The 11,885-nt window shown below is 65.7% G+C and carries 10 protein-coding genes; 6 read left to right on the plus strand and 4 right to left on the minus strand.

Annotation, left to right across the window (positions count from 1 at the left end; translation table 11 throughout):
• Window positions 1-33: 33 nt before the first annotated feature.
• Both ACYR7D_RS20020 and ACYR7D_RS20025 read right to left on the minus strand, forming a co-directional pair.
• Window positions 34-1,101 carry an SRPBCC domain-containing protein gene (locus tag ACYR7D_RS20020; protein ID WP_459546059.1) on the minus strand — a complete coding sequence of 356 codons (1,068 nt, stop codon included), beginning with the start codon at window positions 1,099-1,101 and terminating at the stop codon, window positions 34-36.
• A complete protein-coding gene (locus ACYR7D_RS20025) occupies window positions 1,098-1,403 on the minus strand; it encodes an ArsR/SmtB family transcription factor (RefSeq protein ID WP_459550221.1) in 306 nt (101 codons plus the stop codon). The genes ACYR7D_RS20020 and ACYR7D_RS20025 overlap by 4 nt, the downstream gene beginning before the upstream one ends.
• A 94-nt stretch (window positions 1,404-1,497) precedes the next feature.
• Here ACYR7D_RS20025 and ACYR7D_RS20030 point away from each other — a divergent pair, with 94 nt between their 5' ends.
• The 6 genes from ACYR7D_RS20030 (at window position 1,498) to ACYR7D_RS20055 (ending at window position 8,765) form a co-directional block, all read left to right on the plus strand.
• Window positions 1,498-1,884: a hypothetical protein gene (locus ACYR7D_RS20030; protein ID WP_459550332.1), complete on the plus strand. Its 387-nt coding sequence runs from the start codon at window positions 1,498-1,500 to the stop codon at window positions 1,882-1,884.
• A complete protein-coding gene (locus tag ACYR7D_RS20035) occupies window positions 1,806-3,587 on the plus strand; it encodes a TerD family protein (protein ID WP_459546060.1) in 1,782 nt (593 codons plus the stop codon). Before ACYR7D_RS20030 ends, ACYR7D_RS20035 begins: the two co-directional genes overlap by 79 nt.
• Window positions 3,588-3,782: 195 nt before the next feature.
• Complete coding sequence (locus tag ACYR7D_RS20040; protein ID WP_459546061.1) at window positions 3,783-4,775, plus strand: hypothetical protein; 993 nt, start codon at window positions 3,783-3,785, stop codon at window positions 4,773-4,775.
• Window positions 4,776-4,944: 169 nt separating this feature from the next.
• Window positions 4,945-6,228, plus strand: coding sequence for a hypothetical protein (locus ACYR7D_RS20045; protein WP_459546062.1), 1,284 nt, complete (start codon window positions 4,945-4,947; stop codon window positions 6,226-6,228).
• Between the two features lie 432 nt (window positions 6,229-6,660).
• The gene (locus ACYR7D_RS20050; protein ID WP_459546063.1) at window positions 6,661-7,149 is read left to right on the plus strand and encodes a Fur family transcriptional regulator; all 489 of its coding nucleotides are present in this window, start codon (window positions 6,661-6,663) and stop codon (window positions 7,147-7,149) included.
• 134 nt (window positions 7,150-7,283) lie between these two features.
• Entirely contained in the window at window positions 7,284-8,765 is a 1,482-nt protein-coding gene (locus tag ACYR7D_RS20055) for a catalase (RefSeq protein WP_459546064.1), read from the plus strand.
• Window positions 8,766-8,781: 16 nt separating this feature from the next.
• Here the strand turns inward: ACYR7D_RS20055 and ACYR7D_RS20060 are convergent, their stop codons facing one another.
• Both ACYR7D_RS20060 and ACYR7D_RS20065 read right to left on the minus strand, forming a co-directional pair.
• On the minus strand, window positions 8,782-10,068 hold the full coding sequence (locus ACYR7D_RS20060; RefSeq protein ID WP_459546065.1) for an amidase: 1,287 nt from the start codon (window positions 10,066-10,068) through the stop codon (window positions 8,782-8,784).
• Window positions 10,065-11,885, minus strand: a complete 1,821-nt coding sequence (locus tag ACYR7D_RS20065; protein ID WP_459546066.1) for a hydantoinase B/oxoprolinase family protein — start codon at window positions 11,883-11,885, stop codon at window positions 10,065-10,067. The genes ACYR7D_RS20060 and ACYR7D_RS20065 overlap by 4 nt, the downstream gene beginning before the upstream one ends.

Genomic DNA, 11,885 nt, shown 5'->3' on the forward strand with positions numbered 1-11,885 from the left:
GTCGGTGCCCTGCCGTTCAGGTGGTGGCCCGGCTCAGGATGTGGTGGCGGGCGGCTGCCAGCTCGGATCCCGGCCGATGAATGCCATCAGCTTGTCCTGTGCCGAGGCATTTTCGCCGACCGGCACGGCCGGACCGTACTGCCCGCTCTCCCGCAGCATTCGCTCCATCGGTGCCATCCCCTCGAGCGCCGCGCGGCAGCGCTGCTCGTCCAGGCCGGGCTCGCGGCCGAGCGCCCGGGCCAGGTCCCAGGTGTGCATCCAGACATCGGGGGTGTAGAAGTTGTCGATCGCCTGGTCCACCGGCCGGTCCCCGGTGTGCGGGTTGCTGTGTACCCGTCCGGCGGGGTCGTCGAGAATGGCCTGGATATCGGCGACATGCCGCTTCCACGCCGTCACCGGGTCGGCCGCGATATCCAGGGCGGGCAGCTCGATGCCGGCGCCGCCGAGGAACCCGCGCGACCACTCGACCAGATGCCGCACGATATCGAGTGCCGTCCATTCGGGAACAGGGCTGGGATTCGCCCAGTCCCGGGCCGAGGCCGATGCGACGAGCGCGGTGAATCGGGCCGCGTCTTCGAAGTGCCGGGTGGCGGGGCCGGTCATCGCGGGTGCTCCGGATTCCGGTGCCAGCAGGCGGTCGAGTTTGTCGTAACCCTCGCGCACACCGGCGTCCATCCCGCTCGCCAGCATGCTGTCCCGCGTCGCGAAATCCGCGACGACGCTCAACGTGCGCAGCCGGGTGCGTCGTTCGCCGACCTTCTCGAAGGTCACTGTCTCCAGCGCGACCCCGTCCGGTTCGCCGGTGTAGGTGAAGGTCCACACGATTCGCTCGGACGGGCGCACCTCGTGGAAACTGCCGTAGAAGGCGGCGATCTCCGCGCCGTCGCGTTCGCCGGCGAAGGCCCAGGCGCCGCCCGTGCGGGCGTCCCAGCGGATGATCTTCGTGCTCATGGAACGCGGCCCGATCCACTGGACGTAGAGGTCGGGGTCGGTATGTGCGCGGAAGACTTGGGCGGGTTCCGCGTCGAATTCCCGGATGATCTCGATCGTGGGGACGTTCTCGTCCGCGATGATCCGGGTTCCGGGCTCGGTTGTGGTCACGATGCCTCCTTCGGCGGTGATGCCGGCGGTTGTTCGTCGTTTTCGGTCATCTGCGCCAGTACCGTGTCGAGGCGGCGGTAGCGCTGTTCCGCGGTGCGGCGATAACGCTCGATCCATTTGGTCATCAGGTCGAATACCTCGGCGTCCAGGTGAACCGGCCGCCGCTGGGCGTCTCTGCTCCGGCTCACCAGTCCGGCGTCCTCGAGGACTTTCACGTGCTTGGAGATCGCCTGCAGGCTCATTTCGTAGGGCTCGGCGAGTTCGCTCACCGTCGCATCCGCCGCTGCCAGCCGGGCCACCAGTGCGCGCCGCGTTGTCGGCCGACGGTGAGCGCGGTCGGGGCGGCGATCTCTCCGGTCACCGGCTCGACACCCGACCGATCCGGAGTGGGCGTTGGTGCCGGATTACCAGAACCGGCAGGCTCTTGCGTCCGCCACCGCTTCCGGTGTCGTCGTGGACGAACGGGGCTGCTGGGCGGGCACCGCGAGCGGTGACGTGTTCACCTCGACGCCGCAGGGCGTGGTCGCCAGCCGGTTCCGGCTGCCGAGTGCGGTCGAACGCATGGTGGCCGACGGCTTCTCGGAGGCGATCCTCTCGCCTCACCACCGATGTCCGGAAAACGGGGCAGCCTCGATCCGGATCGGTGCCCGAAATCGGTCTCACCCATCCGCAACGTTCGGTGGCTCACTGACGATTGAATTGGCATGCAACCAGATTCGGCAGCGTCTTCGGATGCCAGGCTCGGCTCGTTCACTGTTGTCGATGTCGAGACCTCGGGGCTGAGCGCCGCCGATCACCGGGTGTTATCGGTCGCTGCGCTTGCCTTGGACAGTGACGGCGCCGTTGTTGAAGAGTTCCATACGCTTGTCGATCCAGGGTGTGATCCCGGTCCGGTTCACATCCACGGTCTGACGCGTGAACTTCTGAGTGGGGCCCCTCGGTTCGAGGACATCGAGGCCGAGCTGACTCAGTTGTTGGCGGGTCGGGTCATGGTCGCGCACAATGCGGGTTTCGACTATGGCTTCCTCGCGGGCGAGTTCGGCAGGATCGGGGCGAGCCTTCCTGTCGGTAACCGGTTGTGCACCTTGGCGCTTGCTCGTCGCGTTGCGCCTCCGGTGCCGGATTGTCGATTGGCCACGCTCGCGACCTACTACGGTGTCCCGCAGCCGCGCGCGCATGACGCACTCGACGACGCGCGGGTTCTCGCGGCGGTACTACGCTGCTTGGTCGCGGATGCGGCTCATCTCGGTATCGCGCTACCGATGCTGGCCTGCCCGCCTGACCGTCCTGGTGCAAGGAGGCGCTCGGTGTGGCCGAGTATCCCACCGAAGACCATGTGCGAGTTCGAGTATCCCGGTCGCTTCACCGACGGTGGTGTGCTGGTTCAGGGTATGAAGGTCGCCTTCACCGGCGACACTCGCGTCGAGCGTGCACAACTGATATCCCGAGCCGTAGCGGCGGGGCTGGAGGTGACCCGGGCCGTCAGCGGACGCACGAGCGCACTGGTGACCAACTCGCAGGAATCGCTTACCGGTAAAGCTCGCGCCGCGCGGGGTCACGGGACACCGATCATGACCGAACAAACATTTCTGATGCTTCTCGAACGAATCCAGCCGGGAGCTCCCAAAAATATGTCTTCGCCTGCCGGAGAGATGGGAAGCGGTCCTCGTGCGCGCACGGAGGCTGCCGGGCTGTTGGCCGGGCGGCGGGTTCTGGTACTCGGTGGTCCGCACGATGCGGCTGTCGGTGCACGGAACAGGATCACCGATCTCGGTGGCTCCGTGGCGGTCAATATGTCGGCGAGTGTGTCCGATGTTCTCGCGCTGGAGGGTGCGCAGAACGACCCGCGGCTGGGCCGAGCGGTAGCCCGGGGCCTTCCGGTCCACGGAACTGAACTGTTGGAAAGTGCCGGCCCGGCATCCCCGCGTGGAGCGGATGCCCGGGAGGTCGTGGAACCACACAGCATGTGTCGTGGTCAGGTGGTGGATCTGCCCATCGAGGCAATAGGCACGGAGTGGTCTGTGCGTGTGTCGTGGACGCAGGATGAATTGTATGAAGTCGACGTCGTGGGGTTTCTTCTCGACCGCGGCGAAAAAGTTCGCCACGACGCCGATTTCGTCTTCTACAACCAGCCGACGGGTGAGGGCGCCTGGCTGACCGCCGACGGGCCCGACGAACAAACCGTCGAACTCTCCGTCGAGCAGCTTCCACCACAGTGTGCACGGGTCGTCATCGCTGCAGCGATCGACGGCGACAGTGTCACTTTCGGGACGGTGGGTGCGATCGAGATCGAGGTCACCGCGGGCAGCGAATCGGGTGTTTTCGCACGTGCCACGCTGGACGCCGCGACGGAGGAACGCGCCCTGATACTCGTGGAGGCGTATCGGCGCGGCGAAGCCTGGCGACTGCGGGTGGTCGGCCAAGGCTACCCGTCCGGACTCGCCGAGCTCGCCCGGTCGTATGGAGTCGATGTGAGTGGGGAGTAATCGTCGACGGCCCGCGTGGATGGCATACGGGAGATCACCGGATACACCGAGTCCAGCGGCTGTTCTGCCACTCGGCCATCCCGTCGATGATCTTGTCGGTGATGGTGGAAATCGTCTGTCCGGACACCTCGGCGTCATACGTGTCGTCGATGTTCTCCGCTATGTAACTGGGCCGCAATGGTGTTGGAGGGTGTAATGGTAGAACAGCTCGACGTCGGCAATGCCGAGGAGGGCATCGGCAGGACCGTCGACGGTATCGGCAAGGCGGCGCGAGCCGCTTCATCGCAGTTCGCCGGGCGGGTCGGCAATGTCAAGGACGCTGCCAGAGGCAGGGTCGAGAAACTGACCGCGAAAGGGCCGGACCCCTACGAAGTGGCCGTGGCGGAATACAACGGCGTCTTCACGGCGATGGCCGACAGGGGCCTGTCTCTGTTGCGTCAGCGCGAACGTTCGACGGATCTGATCGAGCTGGTCGAGCAGTTGGTGAACAGCATCGCCAACACCCCGAAATCATTCGCTACCGACTTCGACGAGATCGAGGTACATCGGAAACGGTTCCTGAACGCGGAAGATTTCGCTCGGAAAGAGCTGGAAGCGGCGCGGTTGTCGGCCGGCGGCGCCGCTGCCGGGGTCGCGGCGGGTACCGCGGTGGCGGGCCTGGCACCGTCGGCGGCGATGTGGGTCGCCACCACCTTCGGGACAGCGTCGACCGGCACCGCGATCTCGACTCTTTCCGGGGCGGCAGCCAGCCAGGCGGCACTGGCGTGGCTCGGTGGCGGCGCGTTGGCCGCCGGTGGTGGCGGCACCGCGGCAGGTACCACACTGCTCGCGCTGGCCGGCCCGATCGGCTGGACAATCGCGGGCGCAACCCTGCTCGCGTCGATCGCCCTGTTCGCGAAGAAGAAGTTCGAGAATCGAGAGGCGAAGCACGAAGCCCTGACTGCGATAAAGCACAACGCCACCCTCGTCGAAGGCATGGATGCTCGAATCGACGACCTTCTCCAGCGGACGACCTCGCTCCGCGAAGAGCTGGTGAAGAGTTACGGCGAAGCCTTGGTGCACTTTCGCGCCGATTTCCACACGCTCACCCCTGCCGAGCGGTCGGCACTCGCTACGTTGGTGAACAACACGAAGTCGTGCGCGACCATGCTGAGCATGCGTATCGAACAGGATGCCGATAGTGAGTGACGCTGCCGAGTTCGTCACCAGCGTTCAGGAGCAGGCAGTTGCTTCCTGGGTGAGCTATCTCAACCAGCTCCGCATAGACAACCTTCTGAGTGTGCTCAGCCGGCAGGACGAGCACCTTCGGGACGCGCTCACCAGTGTCGACGAAGCCGTCAGGAAGATCGACCTGGAGGTGGTCGCCGCCAACCGCGGCGGACAGCACGGCATGCACGGCTTCATCGCCGAGATCGCCGAGGTGGGGATCGGCAACGCCCGAAAGCAGATCCGCGGCCACGAGGCCGTCTACCAGTGGATCGACGACAACGGACCCGTCGACCTGATGCGCGGAAGTGTCGAGATCCAGCAGAAGTTCGTCGCAGCGGGTGGCCGCTTCTCACTGGGCGCGATCGCCGAGCACTTCCAGAAGTATCCCGAATACGTGCGCAACGGCGGGAAATACCAGATCCCCCGTGATCATTTCGAGGTGATCCAGCGGCTCCATGCCTTGTCGCCCGAGGAAGCGGGCAAGCTACTGTCACGCAGCGGCGACGGACCTTCCCTCAGAGACTGGCAGCGGGTCCAGGCGTTCTTCCAGGCCGGATCGGTCGGCTTCGAATCGCTCGAGCCCTCGGCGCTCGGGTACAACGAAGTGCAGCGCGATGTCTACACCTCGACCATGGCAGCTGAGAAGGACCTGCTTCGCACCACGGACCGGTCCCTGCGCGACGCTGCTTACCAGCGCAGCCGGCCGACGCTGCGCGAAGGAGGCACGGCCGCGCTCACCGCCGCCGCGACCGCGGGCGGGACCGCGTTCGCACTGGCCGTGGCCGCCAAACGCCGAGAAGGCAAGCAGATCAACGAGTTCAGCGAGCGCGACTGGATCGACCTCGCAGGCGAGACCGCCTCAGGTTTCGGCAAGGGCGGCGTCCGAGGACTGAGCATCTACGCGCTCACGAATTTCACCGCGACCTCCGCAGCCGTCGCCGGCTCGATCGTCACCGCATCCTTCGGCATCGCGGAACAGGCGAACAAGCTGCGCCGGGATCAGATCGACGAACTCGAGTTCATCGAGAACTCCGAGCTCATCGCCTTGCAGGCCGCGGTACGCGCGCTGTCCTCTTTCGTCGGCCAGGCGCTCATCCCCATCCCGGTCCTCGGCGCCGTCATCGGCACCACGGTCGGCGCTGTGATGTACAAGGCCGCCGCATCGTCGTTGACGAAGCGAGAGGCGGCGCTGATCGAGCGTTACCTCGACGAGCAGCGCACTCTCGACGAGCAACTCGCCGCGGAGTACCAGGCGATACTGGAAAAGCTGGACCAGAGCATCTCGGACTATTTCGGGCTGCTCGAACGAGCCTTCGCGCCTGACGTGCAGGTCGCGCTCGTCGGATCGGTCGAGCTGGCGGTGGGGCTCGGCGTGGCTTCGGACGAGATCCTGGATTCCGAGGAGAAGGTCGACGCCTACTTCCTCGATTAGCGAGCGGAAGGCCACAGCCGACGCGGCGACCCATTCAGGCGGGTTGTGGTCGATCAGCCAGCTATGACGGGCGACCCGGGCAACCTACCCGCCCGACCGGCTCAACATGCTCCTGCTGATCTTCGACGGTACGTTGACCGGCGAGCGGACCTGTCCGGCCCGGGAGCGGCGGGCTCTGGATTACATCGGCATGATGCGTGCCGCGATCGCTACCGATCCTGCTCTCGGTCGCTTCTTGTACTTCGCAGGCATGACCTGCTCCTTTCTCCCGGAAAGAAGGTGGTCACCAATCCCGGGTGCTGCACGGCGCCGCCATGGGGCCTGGATGACGCCGAAGGGGGACGTCGGCATACGTCGACAAGAGTTGATCGAGCCATATTATTTATATGTTCATTAACTTGAATGATTCAAAATTAATGCTATCGTGGCGGTATGCCACCGACACCACAGGACGATCTCGGACAGCGGTTACGCGCCGATCTGCGCGCAGCGGCTCTGCGGGTCACCGCACCGCGAGTCGCGACGCTCGCGGTCGTCGCCGCGCACCCGCACGCCGAAGCGGACGAGATCGCCATCGCGGTGCGGGAACGCCTCGGAGCGGTGTCGAAGCAAGCTGTCTACGACACGCTGAACGCCTTGACCGGGGCGGGCTTGCTGCGGCGTGTCAACGTCAACGCCCGCAGTGCCGCGCGTTATGAGATCCATCGGCACGACAACCATCACCACATGATGTGCCGGATCTGCGGGCGCCTCGAGGACGTAGCCTGTGCGATCGGTGAAGCGCCCTGCCTCGACCCTTCCGAGGACCACGGATTCGACGTCGAGGAAGCGGAGCTGATGTTTCGCGGCGTTTGCTCGGCGTGCCGTAGCGCTCCGGCAGAGAAAGGGGTGGTCGATGCCGGCGGTGACCGAACCCGCTGAGGTCACCGACAGCCGTCCACGAGTCCGGATGAACTCCGTACCGCCTCCGCCGCCGGGCAGGCGATGCCTTCGCTCCGAGCGGATCGGTCGGTTCATGGACATCATTTCGAACAGTTCACCCAGGAGAACACTTCATGACTACTGACCCCTTCACGAACCACACTTCCTCGAAGCCGTCGACCACCGAATCCGGCGCGCCGCGGGAAAGCGACGCCCACTCGCTCAGCGTGGGATCGAACGGCCCGTTGCTCCTGCACGATGTCGCGCTCGTCGAGAAGCTCGCCCGCTTCGACCGCGAGCGGATCCCGGAACGGAGCCCGCACGCGAAGGGCTCCGGGGCATTCGGCGAGCTCGAGATCACCGAGGACGTCTCGCGGTACACCAGAGCGAAACTGTTCCAACCGGGAACCAAGACGCCGATGCTGGCCCGATTCTCCACCGTGGCCGGCGAACTGGGTTCACCCGACACCTGGCGTGACGTTCGCGGTTTCGCGTTGAAGTTCTACACGCAGGACGGCAACTTCGATATCGTCGGCAACAACACGCCGACGTTCTTCCTCCGCGATCCGATGAAGTTCCCCGACTTCATCCGCTCGCAGAAACGCACTCCCGACTCGGGCCTGCGCGACAACAACATGCAGTGGGACTTCTGGACTCTCTCCCCGGAGAGCGCCCACCAGGTGGCCTACCTCATGGGCGACCGCGGTATCCCGCGGACGTGGCGCCATATGAACGGCTACTCCTCGCACACCTACATGTGGGTCAACGAGGCCGGGGAGAAGTTCTGGGTCAAATACCACTTCTTGACCGACCAGGGCCTGGAGTTCCTCAGCAATGAGGAAGCCGGTGAACTCGCCGGCACGGACGGGGATTTCCACCGGCGCGATCTGTTCGAGTCGATCGCGAGGGGAGACTACCCGTCGTGGCGGGTCGAGGTGCAGGTCATGCCCTACGCGGACGCGAAAACCTACCGCTTCAATCCCTTCGACCTCACCAAGGTCTGGTCGAAGAAGGACTACCCGCGTATCCCGGTGGGCCGATTCACGCTGAACCGCAACCCGGTCAACCACTTCGCCCAGGTCGAGCAGGCAGCGTTCAGCCCCTCCAACACGGTCCCCGGCACCGGCGTCTCCCCGGACAAGATGCTGCTGGGTCGTATCTTCTCCTACCCCGACGCGCAGCGGCACCGGCTGGGTACCAACTTCAACCAGCTCCCGGTCAACCGGCCGGTGGTGCCCACCAACTCCTACGACAAGGAGGGCGCGATGCAGTTCTTCCACTCCGGTGACGCACCGGTATACGCGCCGAACTCCTACGGACGCGCCTACCAGGACGAGCAGGGGCCGGTGGACAACGGCTGGGAGGCCGACGGCGAACTCGTGCGGTCGGCATACTCGCTGCATGCGGAGGACGACGACTTCGGCCAGGCCCACACGCTCGTGCGGGACGTGTTCTCGGAAGCGGAGCGGCAACGTCTGGTTCGGACCGTGGTGGGAACACTCCGCGGCGGAGTCGTCGAACCGGTGCTCTCACGCGTCTTCCAGTACTGGAAGAACATCGACCAGGAGGTCGGAGAGAACATCGAGAAGGAGTACTACAGCGCGACCGGGGAGTGATGTGATCACCTGAGGATCACCCGAGTGCGAGGGGTGGGAGACGTCGATGCCAGGTGGTCCGGCTCTCGAGTTGTTCGGCCAGCGCGAACAGGGTGGTTTCACCGCCTCGTGCGGCGGTCAGCTGGGCACCGATCGGCATGGCGGATCGCTCGTGGAAACCGATGGGGATACTCATCGTCGGACCGTCGTGCAACGACCACGGATATGTCAGTTGTGCCATACGGCGTGATTGCGCGACGACACCGGTACCGCCGTCGACGAACGGAACATCGATCGGCATGGTGGGGGTGAGGATCACGTCGGCGTTCCGGAAGTAGTCCCGCATGGCCGCCCGGAACCGGTCCCGCTGTTGCAGTGCTGCTACTCGTTGCTCGTGAGTGATGTTCAGGCCCAGCGATATCCGTTCCCGGGTCGCGTCCTGGAACCGGTGTGGTTCGTCGCGTAACCGCTCGGCGTGCACCTCGACAAGGTCGGAGTAGAGCAGGGTGTACACCACATCCTGTGCCGATTCGCTGTGCGGTACGGGTGTATCGAGGAGGGTGTGGCCGAGCCGGTGCAGGAGCCGCACGGTCCGATCGAGCGCGTCGCGAATCGACGGGTCGATATCGGTGGTGATGAACGGCCGCGGTACGGCGATGCGGAGGCGATCGCGGGGCGGAGGCGGGAGGTCCCCGTCGGCGAGCACCGCGCAGGCGGCACGCACCTCGGCGACCGTCCGGGCGAGCGGGCCGACCGTATCGAAATCCGGGCTGACCGGATGGATACCGCTCGTACCGATCAGCCCGAGGGAGGGGCGCAGACCGGTGACCCCGCAGCACGCCGCCGGAAGCCGGATGGAGCCACCGGTATCGGTACCCAGCGCGATATCGACGAGGCCCGCCGCGACGGCAGCGCCGGAGCCACCGCTGGAACCGCCCGGGACCCGGGTGCGGTCCCACGGGTTGCGCGGGCCCCCCGCCGCCGAATTCTGCGAGGTGACACCGACCGCGAACTCGGCGAGGTTCAGGGTGCAGGTGATCGTCGCGCCCGCCCGTTTCAAGCGGGTGACGACCGCGGCGTCGCTGTCGGCGACCCGATCGGCGAAGAATTCCGAGCCGCAGGTCGACCGCACCCCGGCGATCTCGATATTGTCCTTGACCCCGATCCGGTAGCCGGTGAGCGGGCCTTCGGTGACATCGGCGTCGGTCCCGAGCCGCTCCGGCACCCAGGAGATCACCGTGTTCAGTTCGCGGGCGATGTCGGCGACCGTGTCGGGTGGCCCGGAGGGGCCGGTGATCCCGGCCCCTCCCGACCACCGGTTCACGCCGGCACCCGTGCGGCTCGCACCGTTTCGGTGGCGGCCGTATCGACGGTCCAGGTGTCGGTGTCGACGACGACACCGTAGTCCCGGCGTGCTTCCTCGGCGGTGAGGTACTCGTCCCAGACGTCGGAGAGCACCGCCTGCGGGTCACGCCGGAAGGGGTCACCGAACCCGCCGCCGGAGGGCATCTTGATCTCCAGCCGCTCTCCGGCCCGGATCACCTCCTGGGTGACCTTCGAGAACAGCACCTCCTCCTGCGGGGTCCCCGGATTGCGGATGAACGAACCGGAGACACCGGCGGAACCACCGAGGGCACCGGCCGGCGCGTCGCTGCGATTGTCGGCCTCGGAGCCGAAGTAGGTGTCGGTCTGCATCAGCCAGGTCCGCACGCTGCCGATACCGCCGCGCCATTGTCCCGGTGCCGGGGGCTCGTCGCGCAGTTCGTAGCGCTCGGCGCGCATGGCGTGATTGAGCTCGGTCTCCTCGATGGGATTGTTGCGGGTGTTGGCCATCAGCGAGTCGACGGCGTCCATTCCGTCCTTACCGTTGCGTGCGCCGTAGGAGCCCTCGTTGATCTCGATGTAGACCCAATACGATTCACCGTCCGCGGCCAGCCCCGAGTAGGCGATGGCACACAGCGCCGCCGAGGAACCGGCGATCGCGTTATGCGGCACCACGGGCGCCAGCGCCAGGTTGATCGAGTCGAAAACCCGATTGACCTGCGAGAAGCGTGCGAAACAGGAGGCCGGGAAGTTCGGGTTGAAGATGGTGCCTTCCGGCGCGTAGGCGCGGACGGGACGGAAGCAGCCGTCGTTCTGCGGTACGAATTCCTCGGTGAGTTCCTCGTCGAGCAGGATGGTCCGGATGGCGCTGACCGCCACCGGCAGCACCGAACCCTCGAACGGCACATTGAAGGCGGTGGGGACCTGTTCGTTGGACCCGGTCAGGTCGATGAGTACCTCATCGCCCTCCACCTGGACCCGGACCCGGACCTCGAGCGGGACGTCGCGGTTCTTGCCGTCGTCGTCGAGATAGCCGATCGGTGCCTCGTAGCTGCCGTCGGGGATCTCCCGGATCCGGCTGCGCAGCATCTGCTCCGAGTAGTCCATCCACCGTTCGGCGGAACTCATCACCACATCGAGACCGTATTTGCCGAGCAGTTCGTGGAACCGTTTCTCGCCGATCCGGGCCGAGGCGATCAGCGCTTCCAGATCGCCGAGATTCTGTTCCGGGGTCCGGACGTTGTCGAGGATGTGCTGGATCAGCATCTCGTTGCGTACGCCGGAGTCGTAGATCTTCATCGCGTTCATGAGCTTGGCCTCGGCCCAGACATCGACGACGTCCATACACAGGCCAGGGAAGTTGCCGCCGACATCGGAGACGTGACCGGTGCATCCGGCGAAGCCGATGTGCACGCCCTGCCAGAAGATCGGGATGACCACGCCGTAGTCGGGCGAATGCGCGGCGCCGTGGTACGGGTGGTTGTGCAGGATGACATCACCCTCGTTGTAGGTGCCCGCCAGCCGCCGGTTGATGCCACGGATATAGGCGGGGATCGACCCGCAGTGCATCGGGGTCGAATCCGATTCGCACAGTTCTCGGCCGTTGACATCGAAAATCCCGGCACCCAGGTCCTCGGCTTCCCGGATCAGGCTCGAATAGGCCATCCGGTACAGCACCTGGGCCATTTCCTTGGCCATCGAGTTCAACGCGCCACCGATGACACGCAGGGTGATCGGGTCCACCTCGACAGTGTTCCAGGTGCGGGTCGCCGTACCCGCCAGCGATACGCCCTCGCGGGGCATCAGGCTCTTCGCCAT

This window comes from Nocardia sp. X0981, assembly GCF_977089955.1.